This window comes from Sorangium sp. So ce426 (assembly GCF_051475585.1).
Taxonomy (GTDB): Bacteria; Myxococcota_A; Polyangia; order Polyangiales; family Polyangiaceae; genus Sorangium; species Sorangium cellulosum_B.
Window position 1 is genome coordinate 8,679,743 of sequence record NZ_CP150341.1, and the last position, 22,372, is coordinate 8,702,114.

Annotated in this window: 19 protein-coding genes; 11 read left to right on the forward strand and 8 right to left on the reverse strand. The window is 71.8% G+C overall.

The genetic code is table 11. The features are described 5' to 3' along the window. Positions 1 to 25: 25 nt before the first annotated feature. The gene (locus WMF44_RS32250; protein WP_437301637.1) at positions 26 to 739 is read right to left on the reverse strand and encodes a GNAT family N-acyltransferase; all 714 of its coding nucleotides are present in this window, start codon (positions 737 to 739) and stop codon (positions 26 to 28) included. Between WMF44_RS32250 and WMF44_RS32255 the strand changes: the two genes are divergently transcribed. After that, a complete protein-coding gene (locus tag WMF44_RS32255; RefSeq protein WP_437301703.1) occupies positions 704 to 877 on the forward strand; it encodes a hypothetical protein in 174 nt (57 codons plus the stop codon). The two genes, WMF44_RS32250 and WMF44_RS32255, sit on opposite strands and share 36 nt — an antisense overlap. Before the next feature lie 32 nt (positions 878 to 909). On the opposite strand, the gene WMF44_RS32260 is transcribed toward WMF44_RS32255, so the two are convergent. Then, the gene (locus tag WMF44_RS32260; protein WP_437293886.1) at positions 910 to 1,560 is read right to left on the reverse strand and encodes an iron-containing redox enzyme family protein; all 651 of its coding nucleotides are present in this window, start codon (positions 1,558 to 1,560) and stop codon (positions 910 to 912) included. A gap of 302 nt (positions 1,561 to 1,862) precedes the next feature. On the opposite strand from WMF44_RS32260, the gene WMF44_RS32265 reads away from it, so the two are divergent. From WMF44_RS32265 to WMF44_RS32275, 3 genes are all read left to right on the forward strand, one after another. Continuing rightward, complete coding sequence (locus WMF44_RS32265) at positions 1,863 to 2,174, forward strand: response regulator transcription factor (RefSeq protein WP_437293887.1); 312 nt, start codon at positions 1,863 to 1,865, stop codon at positions 2,172 to 2,174. A gap of 92 nt (positions 2,175 to 2,266) precedes the next feature. Beyond that, positions 2,267 to 3,769, forward strand: coding sequence for a sigma 54-interacting transcriptional regulator (locus WMF44_RS32270; protein WP_437293888.1), 1,503 nt, complete (start codon positions 2,267 to 2,269; stop codon positions 3,767 to 3,769). A 385-nt stretch (positions 3,770 to 4,154) separates the two neighbouring features. Then, entirely contained in the window at positions 4,155 to 5,741 is a 1,587-nt protein-coding gene (locus WMF44_RS32275) for a DUF6119 family protein (protein WP_437293889.1), read from the forward strand. 70 nt (positions 5,742 to 5,811) lie between these two features. Here WMF44_RS32275 and WMF44_RS32280 read toward each other — a convergent pair whose 3' ends face one another. Next, a complete protein-coding gene (locus WMF44_RS32280; RefSeq protein ID WP_437293890.1) occupies positions 5,812 to 6,561 on the reverse strand; it encodes a metallophosphoesterase family protein in 750 nt (249 codons plus the stop codon). Further along, positions 6,558 to 7,403 carry a hypothetical protein gene (locus tag WMF44_RS32285; protein WP_437293891.1) on the reverse strand — a complete coding sequence of 282 codons (846 nt, stop codon included), beginning with the start codon at positions 7,401 to 7,403 and terminating at the stop codon, positions 6,558 to 6,560. The genes WMF44_RS32280 and WMF44_RS32285 overlap by 4 nt, the downstream gene beginning before the upstream one ends. 446 nt (positions 7,404 to 7,849) lie before the next feature. Here WMF44_RS32285 and WMF44_RS32290 point away from each other — a divergent pair, with 446 nt between their 5' ends. The 3 genes from WMF44_RS32290 to WMF44_RS32300 all read left to right on the forward strand — a co-directional run bounded on the left by WMF44_RS32290 (position 7,850) and on the right by WMF44_RS32300 (position 10,688). After that, entirely contained in the window at positions 7,850 to 9,256 is a 1,407-nt protein-coding gene (locus WMF44_RS32290) for an NAD-dependent succinate-semialdehyde dehydrogenase (protein WP_437293892.1), read from the forward strand. A 123-nt stretch (positions 9,257 to 9,379) separates the two neighbouring features. After that, positions 9,380 to 10,162 carry a dienelactone hydrolase family protein gene (locus WMF44_RS32295; RefSeq protein ID WP_437293893.1) on the forward strand — a complete coding sequence of 261 codons (783 nt, stop codon included), beginning with the start codon at positions 9,380 to 9,382 and terminating at the stop codon, positions 10,160 to 10,162. 172 nt (positions 10,163 to 10,334) lie between these two features. After that, positions 10,335 to 10,688, forward strand: a complete 354-nt coding sequence (locus WMF44_RS32300; RefSeq protein WP_437293894.1) for a DUF1801 domain-containing protein — start codon at positions 10,335 to 10,337, stop codon at positions 10,686 to 10,688. Between the two features lie 42 nt (positions 10,689 to 10,730). Here the strand turns inward: WMF44_RS32300 and WMF44_RS32305 are convergent, their stop codons facing one another. Then, positions 10,731 to 13,196: a substrate-binding domain-containing protein gene (locus WMF44_RS32305; protein ID WP_437293895.1), complete on the reverse strand. Its 2,466-nt coding sequence runs from the start codon at positions 13,194 to 13,196 to the stop codon at positions 10,731 to 10,733. Positions 13,197 to 13,332: 136 nt separating this feature from the next. On the opposite strand from WMF44_RS32305, the gene WMF44_RS32310 reads away from it, so the two are divergent. Genes WMF44_RS32310 through WMF44_RS32325 form a run of 4 tightly spaced genes read left to right on the forward strand, consistent with a single transcriptional unit; the run spans position 13,333 to position 17,322 of the window. Then, a complete protein-coding gene (locus WMF44_RS32310; RefSeq protein WP_437293896.1) occupies positions 13,333 to 14,310 on the forward strand; it encodes a fumarylacetoacetate hydrolase family protein in 978 nt (325 codons plus the stop codon). Then, positions 14,307 to 14,972, forward strand: a complete 666-nt coding sequence (gene maiA / locus WMF44_RS32315) for a maleylacetoacetate isomerase (protein ID WP_437293897.1) — start codon at positions 14,307 to 14,309, stop codon at positions 14,970 to 14,972. Before WMF44_RS32310 ends, maiA begins: the two co-directional genes overlap by 4 nt. 38 nt (positions 14,973 to 15,010) lie before the next feature. Then, complete coding sequence (locus WMF44_RS32320) at positions 15,011 to 16,162, forward strand: 4-hydroxyphenylpyruvate dioxygenase family protein (RefSeq protein WP_437293898.1); 1,152 nt, start codon at positions 15,011 to 15,013, stop codon at positions 16,160 to 16,162. Beyond that, entirely contained in the window at positions 16,162 to 17,322 is a 1,161-nt protein-coding gene (locus tag WMF44_RS32325) for a homogentisate 1,2-dioxygenase (RefSeq protein ID WP_437293899.1), read from the forward strand. Before WMF44_RS32320 ends, WMF44_RS32325 begins: the two co-directional genes overlap by 1 nt. On the opposite strand, the gene WMF44_RS32330 is transcribed toward WMF44_RS32325, so the two are convergent. The 3 genes from WMF44_RS32330 to WMF44_RS32340 form a co-directional block, all read right to left on the reverse strand. Beyond that, positions 17,319 to 17,885: a hypothetical protein gene (locus WMF44_RS32330; protein ID WP_437293900.1), complete on the reverse strand. Its 567-nt coding sequence runs from the start codon at positions 17,883 to 17,885 to the stop codon at positions 17,319 to 17,321. The genes WMF44_RS32325 and WMF44_RS32330 overlap by 4 nt on opposite strands. A 25-nt stretch (positions 17,886 to 17,910) precedes the next feature. Beyond that, a complete protein-coding gene (locus WMF44_RS32335; protein ID WP_437293901.1) occupies positions 17,911 to 19,014 on the reverse strand; it encodes a deoxyhypusine synthase family protein in 1,104 nt (367 codons plus the stop codon). A 69-nt stretch (positions 19,015 to 19,083) separates the two neighbouring features. Then, the gene (locus WMF44_RS32340; protein ID WP_437293902.1) at positions 19,084 to 22,332 is read right to left on the reverse strand and encodes a hypothetical protein; all 3,249 of its coding nucleotides are present in this window, start codon (positions 22,330 to 22,332) and stop codon (positions 19,084 to 19,086) included. Between the last annotated feature and the right edge of the window lie 40 nt (positions 22,333 to 22,372).

The window sequence follows — 22,372 nt, forward strand, 5'->3', positions numbered from 1 at the left end:
CACGGGCCCGCGGCGCGGCGGCAGCTCAGCGGCGGTCGAGGGCGCGCTGAAACGCCTCGGTGCGCGCGGCGTCGGCGAGGTCGACGACGAGCGGCAGCGAGCACACGGTATAGCTCCGCTCCCGGATGGGCCGCCCCATGTAGCGCGCCGCGAGGCGCCCGAACGTCGACAGGGTGCGCGGCAGCCGCAGCCCCTGGAGGTCGCCGGAGCGCGCCCGGGCGCGCTCCGCCGGCGTGTAGAACGGCCGCACCGAAGGTCCCGACGCGCTCGCCCCCGGCCTCGAGACGACGCGCCACCGGGGGCTCACGAGGCCGTCGCGCTCGGCGATCCGGTAGGCGATCTCCGCGTCCTCCAGCGCGTCGGTCTCCGCGTTGCCCGCGCCGACCCAGTGCGTGAGCCCGACGCGCAGGCTCTCGCACACCATGGCGAGGTACAGCGCGCGCAGCACCGCCGCGCCCCGGTGCTCCGGGACGACGCACATCCGCGACACCTCCGCGACCGAGACGTCGCCGCCCACGAATGGGCCGAGGTCGTAGCGCGCGGCGAGATCGACCCCGAGCGGCTGCCCGATCCTCTGGGCCACATCCGGGTTCGGGCGGATGAGGCGCGCCGTCGCCGCCGGGAGGCCGTCGACGTAGGCGATGAAGTGGAGCGTCGTCTCGAGATCATCAAACCCATCCATCTCCCGTCCGAGCATGGCGGCGTGACGATCCACAAGACCTTTCTCGGTCACGAACACATGATACCGGACGCGCTGGGCATCCGCGATCTTCCCCTCAGTATCGGCGATTCCGGCACCAATCTGCTTCTTCATGGCTCCTCCGCAACAGGTCTGTTGGAGCGGACAGGCGGGGTCGCCGGCGGCGCCCCCGTCTGAGTGACCGCTCGATGTCGTCGAGCGCCGCCGGCTCAGCCAGGCGACGCGAAGAATCCGGGGAAGAACTGCCGCGTTCGGCGCGCCGAGCGCACGATCGCCTCGGCGTCCGATGTCGCGGTGAAGCCGCGCAGGACGCCGGCGAGCCGGTCGATGTGGTCGCCGTCCGCCTCGGCGTGCCCGCGCAGGAACGTCACGGCCCCCTCGACGCCGCGGATACGACTCCTCCGAAGGAGGTTCTGGACGGCGACGGGCGCCCGCCGCGCCGACAGCGCCTCGAGCACGTACGCGGTGCCGAGGAAGGCCGCGCCGCACCCCTGCTGCGCCTCGAAGCGGTGCGTCGAGATGTACGCCTGGACGGCGACGTTCGGACCCGCCTCGTTCGCCCCGAGCCCGAGCGCGGCGCGATCGTTCCGCGCCCACACCTCGTGTCCGGCCTCCTCGTCGGATTTCTCGATCAACAGGCGCGCGAGCGACGGGTGCCGGCCCGTGACCACCAGGCGCTCCGCCGAGGAGCGGAGCAGCTCGCGCGCCACCCCGACGTAATGCTGGGTTTGATCGAGGTAAGCCGCGTAGCGCCTGGCGGTGATGGTGCCGGCGAAGAGCGTCCGCGCGACCGGGTGCTCATCGAGGCTCTCGATCAGCTTGTCGGCCTCTCGATCGAGACGGAAAACGAGATCTTTCATGGCGTGATGCCTCCAGGACGGCGGAGCGGGAGCCCTCCGTGGGCCCGCCCCGCCCGCCGTCGCAGGGGCGCTGGAGCAGCCGGCGAGCCATCGACAAAAACCATTAAAATCGAGTGGTTACACACTCACGGAGGCGGCGCTGGGGGCCCGATTTGCTGCAGGTTGCAGCAGCTCGCGGCGCGCTCGCAGGCCACGCGCCCTTACCCCGACAGGGGGATGGTCTCCGTCGGCCGTGCAACTCACCATCGGGGGTGAGAGCGGCGCCGGCGGGTCGGCCGCGCGGCGCCCGGGAGCGAACAGCCATGCCGTCGATGAGACCGAACGGAACCTTCTCTGCCAGCCTTCGCCGCAACCTCCGAGCGCGCAGCGAGAACCGGCGCGCGCCCGCCGATCCCTCGGGGAGCCCGGCGCTCACGCCTCGCCAGCGGGACGTGGTCGCACTGCTCGTCGGAACGGGGCTGTCGTACAAGCAGATAGCCGCCCAGCTCGCCCGGAGCGAGGGGACCGTCCGGACGCACACGGAGAGGATCTACCGCGCGTTCGGCGTCCACTCACGCCTCGAGCTCATCGTCGCTTATCGGTCGCTACAGGACGCGCGCTCCGGTGCCGCTTGACCTCCCCCGACGTCGCCGCGCGTCGGATCGCCGGGGCTGTTACGCTCCTCGCCGACACCGGCGGCGTCTCTCGCGATGCCCAGGAGACCCTCATGAAACACAAGGCCGAGCTCGACCTGGATCCCGAGCTCACACGGCGGATGCTGAAACTGGCGATGATGGATGACGACGTGCTCATCACCGGTCCGAGCGGCTCGGGCAAGAGCGCACTCGCGCGGTGGATTCACGAGCGGAGCGCCCGCCGGGGCAAGCCGTTCTTCCCCCAAAACTGCGGCGCTATCCCGAAGGGACTCGAGGAGAGCACCCTCTTCGGCCACGAGCGCGGGGCGTTCACGCACGCGCTCCAGACCAAGGACGGCATCGTGAAGCAGGCGGACGGCGGGACGCTCTTCCTCGACGAGATCGGGGAGCTCCCGCTCGCCGTTCAGGTCAAGCTGCTCACGCTGCTTCAAGAGCGCACCTATCGCCGGGTGGGCGGCGTCGACGACCTCCACGCGAGCTTCCGGCTCATCGCGGCGACGAACAGGGACCTGCTGGAGATGTGCAATCAGGGGCATTTCCGCGAAGATCTCTATCACCGCATCAACGTCCTCCCGATCGCCCTCGACCCGTTGCGCGACGATCCGGAGCGGGCCTCGCGGATCGCGACGGAGATCTTGAAGACATTGCCCCTGTCTCCGGAGCGCGCGGCCGACGTGCTGGCCGCGGTAGGGCGCCTGACGGACCACCCGGCGGCGTGGCCTGGCAACATCCGTGAGCTCGGCACGTTCGTGAAGCGCTGCCAGCTCGACAAGGTCGAGGACGTGGAGCGCTGGATCCGCGCCGAGTGGGCGCGCCGGAGGACGCCCGAGAGCGCGGATCGCCTCACCGCGTTCGCGCCGAGCGTCAGCCCGTCCCTGGACGACCGGAGGCGCTATGCGGGGATGATCCACGACCTCGCGGCGCGCGGGCCCCGTCCGAAAGCCGCCGTGTCTCGACAAGGGTCGCAGGATCTCGCGAGCCGCCTCCTCGACGTCTTCCCCGAGCCGCTCTCCCTCGACGACGTCCAGGCGGTGCTCGGAGCGCGCGACCGGCGCACGCTCGACAACAACGTCGACCTCCTGGAGCGACACGGGTTGATCCGGACCGTCGCGCGGGGCGTCGTGGCGGTATGGCCGCCGGCGACGTCAGCGGTCCTGGGCTACCGTCAGGGCACATGGATCCCGGCCGGCTCCGGCGAGATCCTCTCCCTCGCCAGCGGCGATCGGGTCCGGATCGAGGTCACCTCGAGGTGCGCCGGCAGGCTCAGCGTCGTGCTGGTCACCCACCGGCGAGGAGACTCACCGGCGCCGAGCGTCCTCGTCGAAGGCAAGGCGCTGATCGCTTCGAAGCCGACGGTGCTGGAGATCGAGCTCCACGGCGCGGGCGGGCTCGAGCAGGTCTTGCTGCACGTGGGTCCATCCGCGCACCGCAGCGGCCACCTCGTCGAGCCGACGCTCGACGAGGCGATCATGCCCGACTCTGCCGCGCTGGAGGAGGGTCGCCGCCTGGTGCTCGCTCGGTGGGGCCAGGGGTGGTTGGCCGAGCACCTCGTGTTCCATATGCACGGCGGGTGAGCGGCGCCGCAGGGGGGCGGCGCCGACAACTGACATCGCGCGTCGCCCGCTCGACTCCTAGGGATGGTAGTCGGGCCAGGCGATCTAAGCCATACGCAGATCTGCGTGTGGGAACGGCCCGAACGGAGGACATACTGTTCAAAGTACGCGGAGCGCGCCAGATCCCGGAACGTGCCGGCGCCATGCGCCTGCCTGGGGTCGAGCGCTCGGCCCGGCGTGTGCCGGCGAAGCTCCTCGCGCGCAGCGGACGAGGTCTACACACATTCATCGACACTCACGCGAAACACACTATGCAAAGAAGCTGCGGTAGTGCACGCCGTCCGACGCGACCCATGCGGCAGGCGAAGCACGCAACTCCCGACGCCGAACGGCAAGGATCAGCGCCATGAAATCGAAGGTCCGCCCCTTGAACATCAGGCTTCTCAAGCCGAGCCTGGCCGCCGCCAAAGACGCGTTTCGAGCCCCGACGTCGCTGACCAAACACCCCCTCAAGAAGAACATCGGCTTCAAAGGGTCCCTATTCCTCCCCGCCGAGCCTTCACGCAAGCAGCCCGCCTGGGTCGACCTGCTCAACGAAGGGGCTATGTCACCCCTCTCCCTGGAGAACGCATCCTCGTCCGCGGTGCTGATCGTGGAGACCAGCAACCGGTTCTTCGCGATAAGCTTCGGGTATGGAAGCAACCTCCTGCGCCAGGAGCTCATCGAGCGAGATTTCGGTCTCAAGGTGGCCCTCAACGCGGTCGAACCCGCCGCGCTTCGCAGCGTCGACATGCACACCATGGAAGACCTGACGTTGCACACGAGACGTCAAGCGAGCTTGGGCTCCCATTTGTCGACATTCGGGCTGGACGTCACCCGGGATCTCATGCGATCCGTCACCGGTCGGCCGAGAGACCCGAACATCGGCAGGCAGGTCACGGGCAGCGACGCCCTCTCCATCAACGCGGAGTTCGATTTTACCGGGCTCGGCGCCAAATGCGACCAGCTGTTTCGTGAGTACGGCAAGAAGGACTACCTCAAAGAGTTCGCATTCGTCGACCACGTTCGAAAGATTCGCGACTCCGCCTTAGGAGACGAGCTCGACCAGCTACTCGTCCAGGATCTACGCACCGGCACTGCGGGGAGCGCTTACCTCGCCGCCCCGAAGCCCATCGACTGGGATCGGTTCGCGGCCTTCAATTACTCCACCGAGGGCCACGCGAACGATCACACAGACCTGGATCTCACGCATTACCTCGATACGATAGACACAGGCGCGCTCTCCATCAGCAAACTGAGGAAGGATCGCATAGGAGCAAAGTACACCGACGCCGATGCCACCCGAGAAAAATGGTCCGTCTATGACTCGCTGGTCTACGAGGCGGCATACAAGGGCGACCTTTACGCACTCTCGGCCGGAGAGTGGTACGTCATCGAGCAAAGCTACGCGCGCCAGATAGAGAGCGACATCAAGCATATCCCCGCTTCCGGCCTGAAGCTGCCCGCGGCGAAGCCGAACGAGATAGAGAACGACTACAACAAGCGCGTGTCCGCCACGATGAAGGACATCGCGCTCCTCGATCGGGGGAACAAGCGAGTAACTGGCGCCAACGCTCCGATTGAATGCTGTGACCTTCTCACGCTCACTGGACAGCTCGTGCACGTGAAGAGGAAGACCCGGTCCTCGACGCTCAGCCACCTGTTCTCGCAAGGCATTGCCTCGGCCGAGGCGCTCATCTGGGACGAGGGGTACCGCAAGGAGATCGTCTCGCTGCTGAAGAGCCGCCCCGCCCATGCCGCCCATGCCGCCCTGCTCGCGGCCCCCACGTTCAACGCCGCGTCGTTCGAGGTCGTATATGCCGTCATCACCAGGCGCACGTCCAACTGGCCCGCATCTCTCCCGTTTCTGAGCCAGCTCAACCTCGCAAACGCAGCGAGGATCTTGCGACGAATGGGCTACAAGGTCTCCTTGCTGAGAATCGACGTACCATGACCCTGCTACTACAGTCGCGCTTCGACGAGGCAGCCGGCCCCGTCTGACTCCCTCGTCCGGCGCTCGCCCGCTACACCTCGAACAGCAGAAACGGCTTGCCGGTGAGCTTTTTGAGCAGCGGCATCGCCACGTTGTAGACCGGAGTCCCGTTCGACGTGTGCCCCTCGAGCGCCCCGTGGTGCGCGTGGCCGTGGAAGACCACGTCGGCGCCGTACAGATCGATCGGCGCCGCGAGGCGGCTCGTCCCAAGGAACGGCCTTATCTCCACGTTCTCGCCGACGGTCGTCTCGAGGATCGGCGTGTAATGCATGATCACGATCTTCTTCTCGCTGTCGAGCTGCGACAGCGCCGCCTCGAGCTTCAGCGCCTCGGTCACGGCCTCCTGCACGAACGCCTTGAGCGGGCCCTCGCCGAACGCCTGGAGCGTCGCGCTCCCGAACCCGCCCATGAAGCCCTTCACGCCGGCAACGCCGATGTCGTCGCGCATGATCAGGTGATCGCCGTCGAGCACCTCGACGCCCGCGTCGCCCAAGAGCTTCGCGATCTCGGCGCCCGCCCCCCGGTCGAGATCGTGGTTGCCGAGCACGGCGGCGCACGGCATCGAGAGCCCGGCGAGCGCGTCGGCCAGCACCTTCGCCTCCTCGGGATGGCCGCGATCGGTGAGATCGCCGCACAGCACGAGCAGCTCCGCCTCCGCGTTCACCGCCTTCACGAGCTCGCGCATCCTGGCGCCGTGCTCCGGCCGGCAGTGCAGATCCGAGGACGCCGCGATGCGGCGCTTGCCCGGCTCCCCGTTCCCTCCAGCGACGGCGGCGCTCATGATCCCGGCTTGCGGACCCGCGCCGCCTCGACCTCCACCCTCGGCCCCTCCGCGCCGCCCGGAGCCCCGTCACGGCCCGGCTTCCCCTTGCCGAGGCGAGGCCGCCCCGCCGCAGACCGCCGGCGCTTCCGGCACAGCGACCCCCACGCCGCCTCGGACGCGGACGCAGCGGGCCCCACCATGAGCCCGAGCTTCTCGTAATCGTGCATGTACTGCTGCCTGCTGATCAGGTTCCCCCGGCAGACCCGGAGCGGCGCGTCGCCGGCCCGCATCTGCTCCAGCGTGCGCCGGCAGAGCTCGTCGACGAGCCACCCGGGCACCCGGCTCCGCGCGCCCGGATAGACGAAGCGGTAGAGCGTCAGGTGCGCGAGCAGGACCTCCCAGTAGGGGCCGAACCGGGCGAGGAGCCTCTCCCAGTCCATCTCGTCCCCGCACGCATAGATGAGGTGGTTCACGTCGGCGCCGTCGTACCGCTCCCGCTCGTCCACGAACGCCTTCGTGAAGATGATCTCCTCGACCGGCGCGATCAGGCAGGAGTGCCCCAGGATCGTGGCCGGGCGCGCGTGCTCGAACCAGCCGGCGTCCACCACGGCCAGGCCGTTGCTCGACGAGAAGATGAGATCGATGAAGCGATCGCCCGCATAGGCCTTGCCGATCCACCGCGGATCGATGAGCTCCGTCTCGAAGCCGGCCCGCTCCAGCGCCCTGAACGCCGCCGGCACCTCCCGCTCGTCCAGCATCACGTCGAGATCCTTCGTGTCCCGGAAAATGCCCGTGTACGCGAAGAAGGCATACGCCCCCGCCACCATGAACGGCACGCCGGCGCAGAGGAGGGCGTCCATCGCCCTCACCCTCACCTCCAGCTCGCCCGCGCGGGAGAGCTGGCGAGCAGGGTCGTCGAAGGCCGGAGGAGCGAGCGCCGCGCGCTCACCGGCACGCGTCGCCCGGGCTGAAAGCGCGTGCTCCGCGTCGCCTGCGACAGGGGATCCGCTGCGGGCCATCCCCCTCTGCGTAATGAACAGGACGTGCGATGGCGACCCCCCTCCCCCCTCACGCGCCCGGAACATGCGAGGACCGCGAGGGCCGCGTGGACCCGCGTTGGACCCCGCGGACCACGTCGGAAGACGCCGGAGCGACACGAACGAAGGAAGAGAAGCGGGCTCGTCCTCGCTGACCATTGCATGACGTGGCGGGTCTGGCTCAAGCTCGCCTGCCGGGACCGCTCGGCGCGCCCCGAGCTGGCTGGCGACGAGCCGCGGCCCCCGACGCTCGAAGAGGAGGCACATCCGTGAACACCGCCATCGCGACGATCAATCCAGCGACCGGAGAGACGCTCGAGACGTTCGAACCGCTCTCGTCAGCGGCGCTGGAGCAGAAGGTGGCGCGCGCGCACGCCGCGTTCCGCGGCTTCCGGAAGACCCCGGTCGCCGAGCGGGCCCAGAAGCTGCGCCGGGCAGCCGACATCCTGGAGGGCGAGAAGGAGCAGCTCGGGCAGCTCATGACGCTCGAGATGGGGAAGACCATCGGCTCCGCCATCGCCGAGGCCCAGAAGTGCGCGACCGCGTGCCGCTACTACGCCGACAACGCCGAGCGCCTGCTCGCCCCCGAGGAGGTCGCCACCGACGCGGGCAAGAGCTACGTGGCCTTCCACCCGCTCGGCGTGGTGCTCGCCATCATGCCGTGGAACTTCCCGTTCTGGCAGGTCTTCCGCTTCGCCGCGCCGGCGCTCGTCGCCGGCAACGTCGGCCTCCTCAAGCACGCCTCGAACGTCCCCCGCTGCGCGCTCGCGATCGAGGACATCCTCCGCCGGGCCGGCTTCCCGGAAGGGGTCTTCCAGGCGCTGATCACCGGGACCGACGTCGTGCCGCGCCTCCTCGCCGACCCGCGCATCGCGGCCGCGACGCTCACCGGCAGCGAGAACGCGGGGCGCAGCGTCGGCGCCCACGCCGGGAAGCACCTCAAGAAGGTGGTGCTCGAGCTCGGCGGCAGCGATCCGTTCATCGTCCTGCCGAGCGCCGACCTCAACGCCGCCGTGGGGACCGCGATCCGCGCGCGCATCATCAACAACGGCCAGTCCTGCATCGCGGCGAAGCGCTTCATCGTGCACGAGTCGATCGCGCCCGAGTTCGAGCAGCGCTTCGTCGCGACCATGCGGCGCCTGCGGGTCGGTGATCCGATGGATCCGTCGGTCGACGTCGGGCCGCTCGCCACCCCGCAGATCGCCGCGGAGCTCGAGGAGCAGGTGCGGGCGTCGGTGGCCGCGGGCGCGCTCCTCCTCACCGGAGGCAAGCGGCTGAGGGGGCCGGGCAACTACTTCCCGCCGACCGTGCTCACCGACGTCCAGCGCCCCTCCCCCGCCGCCGACGACGAGCTCTTCGGCCCGGTCGCGGCGGTCTTCCGCGTCACCGACCTCGACGAGGCCATCCACATGGCGAACTCCACCCGGTTCGGCCTCGGGGCGAGCGCCTGGACCCGCGACGCCGACGAGCGCGAGCGCCTCATCAACGAGCTCGATGCCGGCCAGGTGTTCATCAACGGCATGGTCGTGTCCGACCCCCGGCTGCCGTTCGGCGGCATCAAGATGTCCGGCCACGGCCGCGAGCTCTCCTCGTACGGCCTGCGCGAGTTCGTGAACGTCAAGACCGTCTGGATCGCCAAGGACGAACGGCCGAGGGGCCTGCCAGCATCCGAGTGATCCGAGGAGCGGAGCGGCCGGAGGACGGCGCGATCGAGCGGCCGGGCGATCGCCGGGTGAGCCGCTCGCCAGCCGTCCGGCCGCCGCTTCCGCGGCGTCGTGCGACGGGCGATGATGGCGGCCATGTCGCTCCCCGGCTTCACCGAGACGCAGTTCTCCCACGACGGCGTGGCGCGGGTGGTCTACCGCCGCGGCGCGGGCCCGGGCGTCGTCGTCATGCACGAGATCCCGGGCATCACCCCGCCGGTCGCGGCGTTCGCCGAGCGCGTGGCGGACGCCGGCTTCACCGTCTTCGTGCCGCACCTCTTCGGGGCGCCCGGCAAGCCGGCCACGCCCCTCTACATCGTCGAGCAGTCGGCCCGCGTGTGCATCAGCCGCGAGTTCCACGTCCTCGCCTCCAGGCAGGCGAGCCCGATCACCGGCTGGCTGCGCGCGCTCTGCCGCGTCGTCCACGCAGAGCTCGGGGGCAAGGGCGTCGGCGCGATCGGCATGTGTGTAACGGGCAATTTCGCGCTGGCGCTGATGGTCGACCCCGCCATCGCGGCGCCCGTGCTGAGCCAGCCGTCGCTGCCCATCCCCGTCCCCCGCGAACACCGCGCCGGGCTCCACCTCTCCGATGACGGCCTCCGCACCGTCAAGGAGCGCGTCGCCGCCGGCACCCCGGTGCTCGGGCTCCGCTTCACCCGCGATCCGCTGTGCCCGAAGGAGCGGTTCGACCGGCTCCGGGCAGAGCTCGGCGACGGCTTCGAAGGGATCGAGATCGACTCGTCCCCAGGCAACCCACATGGGATCCCGCGCACCGCCCATTCGGTCCTCACGGCCGATCTGGTCGACCGCGAGGGCCACCCGACGCGCGAGGCGCTCTCGCGCGTCCTCGCCTTTCTCCGCGAGCGACTCCACCCCTGATCGCCCGCGACAAAAGCCATGCCCAGGCCGGAACGTCACGCGACGCCACGCCACGCCACGCCACGCCACGCCACGCCACGCCACGCCACGCCACGCCACGCGACGAGGTACAGCCGGTTGCGTCTCGGTGAACGTCGACTTACCGTCATTGACTGTGTCGGACGATCCGGCCGTGGCCGCTCTGCTGAGCGAGTACCCCCCTGCAGCGCAACAGCTGACCTTGCGCGTGCGCAAGCTGCTCCTCCGCATCATTCCCGACGTCCACGAGCACGTCTATGCAGGCTGGCGGCTCGTCAGCTTCCGGATGGGCGGCGGCGACCAACACAAGATCTGCTGGCTCGCCCCGCAGCGCTTCGGCGTGACCCTCGGCTTCGAGCGCGGCGCCGATCTGCCGGATCCGAACGGCCTGCTCACCGGCGAGGCCAAGCAGGCCAGGAACCTCCATATCCGCTCCGCCAAGGACGTGGACGTCGCCGCGATCGCAGCGCTGGTCGCGGCCGCCGTCGCGCTCCACCGGGGCCGGTGAGGATCGCGCGGAGCGCCGCTGCGCGACGGCCGCGCCCGCGGCTCAGCGGCGCCCGTGGACGACCCGCCCGCCCGTCTTGCCGAGCGCGTACGAGAACCCGAGCTCCAGCGTGGAGCGGGTGACGATCGCCCCGAGATCGAGCCCCTGCTCCACCATGAGCCGCGCGGCCTCGGGCGCGATCCCGACGAGCACCACCTCGGCCCCGAGCAGCCCGGCGGCGCGCGCCGCCTGCGCGAGGTGGTTCGCCGCGCTCGCGTCCACCACCGCCATGCCGGTGACGTCGATGATCACGACGCGCGCCTGGTGCTCGGAGATCTCCCTCAGCATCGCCTCGATGAAGCGGCCGGAGCGGTGCGTGTCCAGCGCGCCCACGATCGGCATGACGAGGACGCCGCGCGCGATCGGCACCACCGGGCTCGACATCGCGGCGATCGTCTCGAGGAGCGCCTCCTGGCGGCTGCTCAGCGACTCGAGCGCCCTCGTCCGCTCCTTGATCCGCGACAGGAGCCGCGCGTTCTCGATCACGACGGCGGCCACCGCGGCCACCCGCTCGATGAGCGCCAGGTCGGTCGCCGAGCACGCGTCGGGCTGCGGGCTGGCCAGGACGAGGACCCCGAGGACCGCCTCCCGGGAGAGCAGCGGCACGCCGACCAGCGTGCGCGCGCCGCTCCGGCGCGCCTCGGCGACGTCGCGGAGGTGCTGGTGCTCGCTCGACGCGGTGTCGATGACGAGCGAGCTGCACGAGCGCATCACCCGGCCCACGAGCGAGTCGGCCGTGACGGGCGCGCGCTCATCGTCGACGAGGGTCTCGCGCTGGGCCATGCCGATCACCAGGAAATCGAGCGCGCGCTCGTGCCCCCCCGCGCCCAGCCTGCGGCTCGCGATCCTGCGGGCGGAGCTCGAGGCGAGGTGATCCGAGAGGGCGCTCGAGAAGGGCGTGCGCTCGAGGGTCACGAGGTCGACCCCCGTGTCGATGCAGCGCGACGCCGGCAGATCCGCGAGGGCCTCCGGGACGCCGCGCGTGGCCATCTCGTAGAGCGCCTGCACGCCGCGGTACCCCATGTCGTACTCGCGCTGCACGATCGCCGCGTGGATCACGCCGTCCTGGAGCATCGCGACCGTCGAGGTGACGAGATCGAAGGCGACCACCTTGAGATCGCCGGATCGCCCGTGCCTCATCGAGGCAAGCCCCAGGCTGGGGCCGTTCTCGCTGCACACCCCCAGGGCGCCGGCGAGGCCGGGGTTCGACCGCACCGCGTCGACGGCGAGCGCGATCGCGCTCTCCACGTCGAACAGGTTCTCCGAGAGCGAGGCCACGCGGACCGACGAGCCGGCGATCGCCTCGCGGAACCCCTCGATGCGCCCCTGGGCGTTCGGCACGGCGAAGGACTCCGCCTGGACGGTGATCTCGCCTCCCTGCGGCATGAGCCGCAGCATCGCCTCGCCCGCGATCCTCCCGGCGGCCCGGTTGTCGGTCCCGACGTAGAGCAACGACCGGCTGCCCGGGGCGGCCGGCGTGTCGATCGTGATGACCGGGATGCCCGCCGCCATCGCGCGGCCGATGGCCGGCTCGAGGGCCACGGGGTCGATGGGCGCGATCGCGATCCCGTCCACCCGCCGGCGGATCCCTTCCTCGAGGAGCGCCTCCTGAGCCGCGGCGCCGGCGGACATGACGCTCCTGAACTCGACCCCGACCCGGAGATCGCGCCCCGCCGCCAGCGCGCCGTCCCGCAGGTTGTTCCAGTACGCCGTCAGCGGCCGGCGGGGAGCCTTGTAGACGCGGATCATCGGCAGGCCTCGCGCGCCGCTCGCGTCGTGGGATCCGCGCCATCCGTCGGCGACGCGCCCCTCGCCCCCGGCGTCCTCCAGGACGGCGAGATCGATCGTGCTCCACCGCGGGCCGGTCTGCACGCTCCGGATCCCGTCCGCGAGCGTCTCGATGAGCTCGAGGAGATCGACCGACTCGGCGACGGAGCTCAGCACCTCCTCGAGCAGGCGCAGCTCCTGGGCGCTCTGCGCCTTCTCCTCGAAGAGGCCGCGCCGCTCGAGCACGACGCCGACGCTCACCGCGATCGACTCCACGAGCGCGCGCCACGGGCCCGAGAGCGGCGCCGCGTCCGGCTGCTCCAGCGCGAGGTAAGCGCCCGGCGCGCCGAACATGGGCACCGGTACGACGTGGACGTGGACGCCGTCGAGCGGCCAGCCAGGCGCTTCCGCGAGCTCGGGCAGGTGCGCCTCGTACCACGCGGCCGCGGGGACGAGGCACGGGCCGTGCGCCGCCTCGGGCGCCGCGGCGGGGCCGAACGGAGCCGACGCGCTGAGCGCCCCGCCGTCGGACGGCATGTTCACCCGGCCCGGCAGGAGGCCGTCGAGCCCGACAATCGCTTTGCAGGAGAGGCGCCGGCCGGTGCGAATCAGCAGGCTCCCGCGCCGCGCGCCGGGGAGGCCCTCCATGGCTCGCCGCACAAGGTCGTGGAGGGTCGAGAAAACGTCCAGTCCGGTAGTCATGCAAATCCGTTCAGCCGCTCGCTCGCTCGCCGCGCAGCGCGCGTGCGGGCGCATCCCGTAGCAGGCGTGAGCGGGCTCGTGCTTGTCAAGCAGAGACGATGGGACCACCGTAGGACCACGAGGAGCTCGCCCCCGCATGAAGCTCGCCTCTCTCCGCGGCCCCGGCCGCGACGGCACGCTCATCGTCGTCCGCCGCGACGGCCTCGCCTACACGCGTGCCGGCGAGGCCTTCCCCACGCTCCAGGCCGCGCTCGACGACTGGGAGCGCGCCGAGCCCGCGCTCCGCCGCATCGCGGCCGACGTCGAGCGCGGCGAGGCGGCCGTGGCGCCGCTGGTCGCGGAAGAGCTCGCTGCGCCGCTTCCGCGCGCCTACGAGTGGATCGACGGCTCGGCGTACATCCACCACATCGTGCTCGTGCGCAAGGCGCGCGGCGCGGAGCCCCCCGAGACGCTGACGACCGATCCGCTCGTGTACCAGGGCGGCTCCGGCGTCCTCCTCGGCCCGACCGACGACATCGTCCTGCATGACGAGGCCTGGGGCCTCGATTTCGAGGCCGAGGTCTGCGCCGTCCTCGGAGACACCCCGCAGGGCACGCGCCGCGAAGAGGCCCACCGGCACATCCGCCTCTTCCTGCTGGCCAACGACGTGACGCTGCGCAACCTCGTGCCCGCCGAGCTCGCGAAGGGGTTCGGGTTCTTCTGCTCCAAGCCCGCCACCGCGTTCTCGCCGTTCGCGATCACGCCCGACGAGCTCGGGGACGCGCTCCGCGACGGGCGCGTCCACCTGCGGCTCCGCTCGACCTACAACGGCGCGCTCATCGGCGATCCCGAGGCCGGCCCGGAGATGCACTTCTCGTTCTTCGATCTCATCGAGCACATCGCCAGGACGCGCGGCTTCACGGCGGGGACGCTCCTCGGCAGCGGCACCGTCTCCAACGAGGACCCGGCGCGCGGCGTCTCTTGCCTCGCCGAGCGGCGCATGCTCGAGATCCTCTCGGACGGGGCGGCCAGGACGCCGTTCATGAAGCCAGGAGACACGATCATGATCGAGATGCTGAATCGCGCGGGAGAGAGCCTTTTCGGGCGCATCGCGCAGCGGGTGGTGGCCAGATGAGCGCCGCGGTGAAGGCGCTCGCGCTCTACGGCTACTGGCGCAGCTCGTGCAGCTGGCGCGTGCGCATCGCGCTGGCCCACAAGGGCGTCGAGCACGCGTACCGGCCGGTGAACCTCGCCCGGGACGGCGGCGAGCAGCTCCGCGACGAGTACCGGGCCAAGAACCCGATGGCGCAGGTGCCCCTGCTCGAGTTCGAGCAGGGCGGCGCCGTCCGTCGTGTGTCCCAGTCGGTGGCCATCATCGAGCTGCTGGAGGACCTCTTCCCCGCGCCGCCGCTCCTGCCCGCGGATCCGTACCTGCGCGCCAGGGCGCGGCAGCTCGTGGAGATGATCAACTCCGGCACCCAGCCGATGCAGAACACCGCCACGCTGAAGTACGTGAGGGACGAGCTCGGCGGCGATGAGAAGGCCTTCGGCCGGCGCTTCATCGCCTCGGGCCTCGCCGCGTTCCAGGCGGCGGCGAGCGAGCTCTCCGGGCGGTTCTGCGTCGGCGACCAGGTCACCGTGGCGGACGTGTTCCTCGTGCCCCAGCTCTACAACGCGCGGCGCTACGAGGTCGACCTCGCGCCGCTCTCGACCCTCACGCGCATCGAGGCCGCGTGCATGGATCTGCCCGCGTTCCAGGCCGCCCACGCCGACCGCCAGGTCGACGCGGTCGCCTAGCTCGCCCCTGCGTTACCCCCTCGCGACGGAGGACCCGGATGGCCAAGGTGGAGTCGATCGGCATCAAGCGCGTGGAGGCGCTGCACTACTACGTGCGCGACCTGGAGCGGAGCCGCAGGTTCTACACGGAGAAGCTCGATTTCCAGGAGATCGCCGCGAGCTCGCCGGAGCTCACCGCGGCGGCGGCGCAGCGCTCGGTCGTCTTCCAGGCCGGCGAGTGCGTCGTCGTCTGCTCGGAGCCCGCCGGCGAGGGGGGGCGGGCGTGGCGCTACCTGCGCAAGCACCCCGACGGGGTGGGCACGGTCATCTTCGAGGTGGAGGACGTCGACCGCGCCTTCCGGCTGCTCGACGGCCGCGGGGGTACGCCGATCGACGAGGTGCATCGGGTGACGGAGGCAGGCGGCACCTTCGCCTCGTTCTCGATCACGACGCCGTTCGGCGACACCACCTTCCGCTTCGTGGAGCGGCGCGGCTACCCCGCGCTGTTCCCCGGCTGCGTGGCCTACGACACGCCGCGCGGCGGCGAGAACCGCTTCGGGATCACCCGGTTCGATCACATCACCTCGAACTTCCAGACGATGGCGCCCGCCCTGCTCTGGATGGAGCACGTGCTCGGGCTCGAGCCGTTCTGGCAGATCGCGTTCCACACGAACGACGTCGCGAAGGACGCCAACCACGGCTCGGGCCTGCGCTCGGCCGTGATGTGGGACCCGGCCTCGGGCGTGAAGTTCGCGAACAACGAGCCTTACCGGCCGCACTTCAAGAGCTCGCAGATCAACGTCTTCAACGAGGAGCACCGCGGCGACGGCGTGCAGCACGTGGCGCTCGCCGTCGACGACATCCTCGCCGCCGTGCGCGCGATGCGCGGCCGGGGCGTGGAGTTCATGCCGACCCCGGCCGCCTATTACGACATGCTTCCCGAGCGCCTGCAGCGGCTCGGCATCGGGCAGATCGACGAGGACGTGGCGGCGCTGCGCGAGCTCGAGGTGCTGGTCGACGGCGACGGCGCGAGGTCGTACCTCCTCCAGATCTTCCTCAAGGAGTCGTCGGGCACGCACCGCGATCCCGAGGCCGGACCGTTCTTCTTCGAGCTCATCCAGCGCAAGGGGGACCGCGGCTTCGGCGCCGGCAATTTCCGGGCGCTGTTCGAGAGCATCGAGCGGCAGCAGAAGGCGGGGGGGCACGGCTGATGCTCGATCGCGTCGTCGCCGGGATCGTCCCGCCCAAGCACCACATCGCCCTGCGCAGCGAGGCGGGGGATCTCCGCTACGAGGAGTGCCTGACGCGGGCGGGCTTCGACGGCCCCTACACGATCGCCTACCACGAGCGCCGGCCGCACGAGCACCGGGTCGCGGAGGCCGCGCACGGCTTCGCGCTGCCGGTCGCCGCGCCGGCGCGCCCGCTCGCGAAGCGGCACTACCGGTCGCAGGATCTGCCGCGGCGGGGCGGGCCCGCCGTCGACTGCCGCGTGCCGCTGCTCTTCAACGACGACGTGGTGATCGGGCTCGTCCAGCCGGACGCGGCCGATCCGGTGTACTTCGCGAACGCGGACGCCGACGAGCTGTTCTTCGTCTTCCACGGGGGCGGCGTCCTGCGCACGATGCTCGGCGATCTCCGCTTCGAGCAGGACGACTACGTCGTCATCCCGAAGGGGCTCTTCTACCGCTTCCTCCCGGACGCCGCGCCCCAGCGGTGGCTCTCGATCGAGGCCGCGGACATCCACCTCCCGCGCAAGTGGCGCAACGAGGTCGGCCAGCTGCGGATGGACGCGCCGTACTCGCACCGCGATTTCCGGCGGCCCACGTTCGTCGGCCCCCTCGACGAGGGCCTCCGCGCGCTCGTCGTGAAGCGCGGCGGCGCCTTCCACGGCTTCACCCTCGAGCGCTCGCCGCTCGACGTCGTCGGCTGGGACGGGGCTGTGTACCCGTTCGCGTTCCCCATCCAGCGCTTCCAGGCGCGCGTCGGGCTCGTGCACCTGCCTCCGGACTGGCACGGGACGTTCGCCGCGCGCGGCGCCCTCGTCTGCAGCTTCGTGCCGCGCCCGACCGACTTCCACCCGGAGGCGATCCCCTGCCCGTACCCCCACGCGTCGGTCGATTGCGACGAGTTCCTGTTCTACTGCCGCGGCAACTTCACCTCGCGCCGCGGCGTCGGCCCCGGCAGCATCTCGCACCATCCGGCCGGCGTCCCGCACGGGCCGCACCCAGGCGCGTACGAGGCGAGCCTCGGGGCCCGCGAGACGAGCGAGCTCGCGGTCATGCTCGACACGATCCGCCCGCTCTCGGCCACCGCGGCCGCGCTCGCGGTGGAGGACCCGGGCTACCAGGACAGCTTCATCGCGGGCCCCTAGCGCGGGGGCTCAGGGCCCTGGGGCATGCTGAAGCAGGTGGTCGTGCACTCGTTGAAGCGCTGCGACTCCTCGAAATCGATCCCGTTCAGCCCATTGCAGGACATGCCGATGATGCAGCGGGCGTTGCACACGATCGACCCGACGCAGTCGTCGGGGTTGGTCGAGAACGGGACTCCCAGCCCGCACGCCATGAAGACGTCGTTGGCGTCCTCGCAGACGCTGCGGAAGATGGAGATGCCGCAGCCACGGAGGCTGTCTCGCTGGCTGTCGCAGCCGTCGAACAGGTACCTCTCGTCCTTGCATTCGAGCTCCTCCTCGACGCACGCCACGTAGTCGTCGAAGGAGCCGGTGCAGCTCGCCTTCACCGCGGCCGCGCGCGCGGTCTCCGCCTTGCCGACGCACTCGAGGTACCTCGCCTCGCTGCAGCCGGAGCAATCGCAGATGCGGTCGCAGGCGCGCTCCTCGGGCGAAGGGCAGCCAGCGGAAACGAGCGCGCCGCCGGCGGCGGCCAGGGAGAGGAGCACCCAGTGGGTGCGCGGCGAGCGGCGCTTGGGGGCGAGCACGGTGACCTCCTCGCCCTACTCTATTTCATTTCGGCATCTTGCCGAGCCGCTCGAGCAGCGCGCGCACAAGGAGCGGCCACGCGACCGTGGCGTCCGCGTACACCTCGGCGAAGCGCCCGCCCTCCTGCGGCGGGGTGAACTTGCCCCAGCTCACGCCCTCGGAGTACGTGCAGCCGGACAGGCCGCCCCAGTGGACGGGCTCGGGGCAGATGCGGACGCCGTACTGGAACCGCGGGTGATCGACCTCGATGTCCAGGCGATCGCCGACGATGTCGTAGAACGGCGCGACCTGCTGGGCCCAGTTGCGCGGCACGCCGCCGCCGATGGTGAAGATGCCGAGGCGCTTCTTCTTGCGGACCAGGCGGGCGTAGCTCAGCAGATCGAGGAATGGATTGTACGGCGGCGGCACGGCCTCGCGCCACAGGTCGAAGCCCGGCTTGTCGCCGTGCTCCGCCTTCACCTTGCGCAGCATCCACGTCGCCACGTCGAGGCCCATCTCGCTGTCGGTGAAGGCCGGCACGTAGACGGGGACGTCGCGGAGGTACGCGCTCCGGAGCACGCCCGGCGAGTCGCCCATCTCCGCGAGCGCCTTGCCGAGCTGGCGGCAGATGATCTCGCTCGACCAGGGAGAGCCGGGGTCCAGCTTGTCGAGCTCCTTCCGGACGAAGACCTCGATCGCGTTGAGGTTCTTCTCCATCTCGAGCGTGTCGTAGACGCGGTTGTACCCCTTCTCGAAGTACGTCTCGTCGGAGATGCCCGGGTTCGCCTTGTAATGGGTCAGGCCGACCGCCTCGCTCAGCCCGTGCGCCATGAGCGCCCCCGTGCTGATGATGCAGTCGATCATGCCGGCCTCGATCATCCTGACGATGACGACGCCCATCTTGGCGACCGTCATCGCGCCGGAGAACGTCGCCACGACGAGGCAGTCCTCGTCGCGCACCATCGCCTCGAGCACGTCGCACGCCTCGCCGAGCGCGCGGCCGCTGAACGCGGTCCTGCTCATCGCGCGGAGCAGATCGTCGAACGAATCGATCTTCAGCGGGTCGAGCGCGGCGAGCGGGACGAGCTGGTCTTCGACGCCGTCGCCGAGCTGGCGGTGCGAGGGGCGAGGATGCTTCGGAGAGGACATAGGGCGCGAACATATACCCGCGCGGGGGGTGGGCCGTCGAGCGTGAAGCTCCCCGCGAGAGGGGCAAACTCAGGGCCGGACGGGCAGCGAGCACGCGAGGCGGCGCGCGGATCTGTCCGCGGGTCCGCCCGCTGGTCTGCCCGCTGCCGCGCCCTCCGTTCTGCCGATTCCGCCGAGCTTCCCGGCGCCATGGCCGATCCCGCGATCGCTGCCTTCGGCGCGGCGGGCCGCGAGATCGGCGCGAACGAACGCGAGCGGGCCAGCGCTGGGCTGGCCGTCGGTCCGCCGCTCCAGATCCATCAGCGCGGCGATCTTCGCCACGCAAACGTCACGACCCGACACACGGACGTCATAGACAGCCGTGCTCGCGGGCGCGCGGCGGCCATCGATCGTCGCGAACGCGCTCGCCCGATCGAGCAGGAAGCGCGCGCCGGGCGGGCGCGCGGCGCACGCCGGCATGCGGGTGAGCTCGGTGCGGACATTGGGGACGATCTCCCAGCCGTCGAGCGGCAGGAGCGGCGGGGCCTTCGCCGTCGCACCTTGCGCCGTCGTCGCGGCAGGCGGGATCGGCACCGTCCGGCCGAGCGTCAGGCCGTGGAAGCTGAGCAAGAGCGGCACCCCGGCGCTCGTCGGCTGCCCCAGCGCGGGCTCGCCGAGGTTCGCGAGCGAGGCGATCGGCCGCGGGGCCTCGCCGAAGGACCACGCGATGAGCGACGCCCCGCGGAGCCACGCGACGGGGCCATCCGGCGCCTCGCTGAAGGCGACCTCCGCCTCGGGCATCAGCTCCAGCGGCACCTCGGCGACCTCGGCGCCGCGGCCCGGCCTCACCTGGATCAGCACGTCGCGGCCCGAGGCGCGCACCCCGAACAGGATCCGGCCCCCGGACGCCGCGAACCGGGCGAGGATCGCGTCCCGGCCGACGCCCTCGGGCGCCGGGCCCGTCCACGAGCGGACCCTGGCCTGGAGCTCGGTCGGGTCGAGCCAGCGCAGCGTCCACGTCGCCCGCGGCGCGGCGGAGGCGCCGCGCGCCTGGAGATCGGCGCCGGCGCCTCTGGCAGCAGCGCCGTCGGGCGAGCGCACCTCGAGCGCGGCGACGGTGGAGAGCTGGCCCCAGCGCCTGTTGCTCACCGACGAGACGCGCCGCTGGCCGTCCGCTCCGGGCTTCATGTCGCGGGTGAGCAGCGCGAGCGCCTCCTGGGTGCTGCGCGGCGGCGGCACGCCCGCTGGCGAGAGCGGCGGCCCCGGCTGTGTCGTGCAGGCGAGCGCGCGCTCCGGCAGCGCCGGGGACGGCGGCGGGCGGAGCGGCAGGAGCGGCGCGGCCCCGAGCGCAGGGCCGCGGGGCGGCGCTCCCTGCGCGGGCAGCGGCGGCCCCCAGCCGACGCGGAGGTGGGTCGAGATCCTCAGGCCGGCCTCGTTCACGGCCAGCATCCCGGGCTCGGCGAGCAGGTCGCCACTCCGGGCGATCTCCGCCGCGGCCTGGGGTGGGACCTCGATCGGCGACCACGTGCGGCCGGCGTCATCCGACGCGAGCACCTTCCCTTCCCCGACGGCGATCCCGCGGCCGGCGTGGACCACGGCGTGCGCGGCCCCGGCGAGGCGAGCCCGCGAGGCCTCGCCGCCGGGGGAAAGGACGACGGCGGTGAGCTCTCCGGCCTCGTCGGCCACCACGAACGACAGCGCGCCGTCCTGCCCCTCCTCGATCGGGCTGACCACGTTGACGTCGTCGCCCGCGCCGCGCAGCCAGCCGAGCGGGAGCAGCGGAGCCTCCCTGCCGCCGGCGTCGATCACCGCGACATGGGCGCCGGGCGAGGCGCCCTCGCGGCCGTCGCCGCGCGGCGCGGGCTCGTCGCGGGGCGCGACGTCGCTGTCCCAGAGCCCGCGCAGGATCGCGATCCGGCCGTCGGCGAGCGCGCCGGCGCCGCGCCAGCGGACGTCCGCGCCAGGGCGGACCGTGCTCCACCGGCCGCTCGGCTGGCGCACGCACACGCTGCCCTCGTCCTCCGCGTCGCACGGCGCGAGCAGCAGGGCGCCGCCGCTCGGGGACACGCGGAGCTCGGCCTCGCCGCTCCGCACGAGGACGGGGGGCTCGCTGCCGAGAGGGCGGTCGGCCTTGACCTGGAGCACGCCGAACGGATCGTGGCGGCCGTCCGTCCCGCCCTCGCCGAGCGCGCAGGCCACCCACGCCGCGCGCCCCGCGCGGCCGACGCCGCAGACGTTCAGCCAGTCGCCGCAGCCGAAGGGGGCGACCTCGTGGAGCGCGCCGGTGGCGAGATCCACGCGGGCGAGGACGCCGTGGCTCGCCGTGATCGCGGCGGACGTCCACGCCGCGCCGCTCGAGATCGCCGCCTCGAGCGGGTGGCGCCCCGTCGCGCGGATCCAGCGGAGCAGGGGCGCGCCTGGGCCGGGCTCGGGCGCGTCGTCGTCGTCGTCGTCGGCGGCGGGCGCGGGCGCGGGCGCGGGCGCGGGCGCGGGCGCGGGCCCGAGCCGCGCCTCGGCGACCAGGATCCGCGCCTCGCGCTGCCCGGGCGACGAGGCCCTGCCCTGCGTCACGGCGATCAGCTCGCCGTCGCGCAGACGGACGTCGGCGACGCGGAGCAGCGCGGCGGGGTCGCCGTCCACGCCGTCCCCGCCCGGCGACGGCGCGACGGGGCGCCACGACAAGCCGCCGTCGGCCGTGACCGCGAGCCCCGCCGCCTCGAAGAGCCCGGCGCCGTGCCGCGCGTCGCGGAACGCGAGGGCGCGCAGCGGCAGTGCGGGCAAGCCCGGCAGCGCGCGTGGCTGTCCCGTCTCGACGTCGAGGAAGATCGGGGAGTCGGCGATGGCATCCCAGACCGCGACGACGGCGGGCCCGCCGCCGATGCGCTGGAGGTCCGTCTCGGAGCGGGCGAGGATCGCGGGCGCGCCGAGCGGGTCATCGAACCGGTAGACACCGTGGACTCCGCGCCCGACGAGCCGCGGGCCGGTCGCGGACGGAACCAGCGCGAGCTCGATCAGCGGCTCGGGGCACGCCGCGGTCTCCGGCCGCGCCGCGCCGTCGGCCCCGACGAGGACGCGCTGGCCGCCGACGAGCGCGAGCGTGCCGCCGACGACCCGGGGCCCGATCGCTGTCGCGCCGCTCGCGTCGACCCAGCGGGCGGGCATGGGCGCGGGCGGCGGGGGGCGCGCCGCCGCGGGCGCGTCGCGCTCTTGCGGCGCGGGTCGGGCCGGCGCTCCGCCGCAGCGGGCGAGCGCGAGCGCAGCGAGGAGCGCGGCCGCGCGCCGCGACGGGCGCGGTGGCGCTGCGAGGCGGGGAGCGCCCGCCGCTCTGGACTGCATCATCAGGGCTGAGACTACCGTGATTCACTGGCCGCCGCGGCGC

What these genes read in the sequence shown, in the direction of transcription:
- WMF44_RS32275 (WP_437293889.1), top strand. Translation starts at nt 4,155, where the DNA reads ATGAAATCGAAGGTCCGCCCCTTGAACATCAGGCTTCTCAAGCCGAGC.
- WMF44_RS32260 (WP_437293886.1), bottom strand. Translation starts at nt 1,560, where the DNA reads ATGAAAGATCTCGTTTTCCGTCTCGATCGAGAGGCCGACAAGCTGATC.
- WMF44_RS32270 (WP_437293888.1), top strand. Translation starts at nt 2,267, where the DNA reads ATGAAACACAAGGCCGAGCTCGACCTGGATCCCGAGCTCACACGGCGG.
- WMF44_RS32305 (WP_437293895.1), bottom strand. Translation starts at nt 13,196, where the DNA reads ATGACTACCGGACTGGACGTTTTCTCGACCCTCCACGACCTTGTGCGG.
- WMF44_RS32310 (WP_437293896.1), top strand. Translation starts at nt 13,333, where the DNA reads ATGAAGCTCGCCTCTCTCCGCGGCCCCGGCCGCGACGGCACGCTCATC.
- WMF44_RS32340 (WP_437293902.1), bottom strand. Translation starts at nt 22,332, where the DNA reads ATGATGCAGTCCAGAGCGGCGGGCGCTCCCCGCCTCGCAGCGCCACCG.
- WMF44_RS32285 (WP_437293891.1), bottom strand. Translation starts at nt 7,403, where the DNA reads ATGGACGCCCTCCTCTGCGCCGGCGTGCCGTTCATGGTGGCGGGGGCG.
- WMF44_RS32295 (WP_437293893.1), top strand. Translation starts at nt 9,380, where the DNA reads ATGTCGCTCCCCGGCTTCACCGAGACGCAGTTCTCCCACGACGGCGTG.
- WMF44_RS32265 (WP_437293887.1), top strand. Translation starts at nt 1,863, where the DNA reads ATGCCGTCGATGAGACCGAACGGAACCTTCTCTGCCAGCCTTCGCCGC.
- WMF44_RS32280 (WP_437293890.1), bottom strand. Translation starts at nt 6,561, where the DNA reads ATGAGCGCCGCCGTCGCTGGAGGGAACGGGGAGCCGGGCAAGCGCCGC.
- WMF44_RS32335 (WP_437293901.1), bottom strand. Translation starts at nt 19,014, where the DNA reads ATGTCCTCTCCGAAGCATCCTCGCCCCTCGCACCGCCAGCTCGGCGAC.
- maiA (WP_437293897.1), top strand. Translation starts at nt 14,307, where the DNA reads ATGAGCGCCGCGGTGAAGGCGCTCGCGCTCTACGGCTACTGGCGCAGC.
- WMF44_RS32320 (WP_437293898.1), top strand. Translation starts at nt 15,011, where the DNA reads ATGGCCAAGGTGGAGTCGATCGGCATCAAGCGCGTGGAGGCGCTGCAC.
- WMF44_RS32325 (WP_437293899.1), top strand. Translation starts at nt 16,162, where the DNA reads ATGCTCGATCGCGTCGTCGCCGGGATCGTCCCGCCCAAGCACCACATC.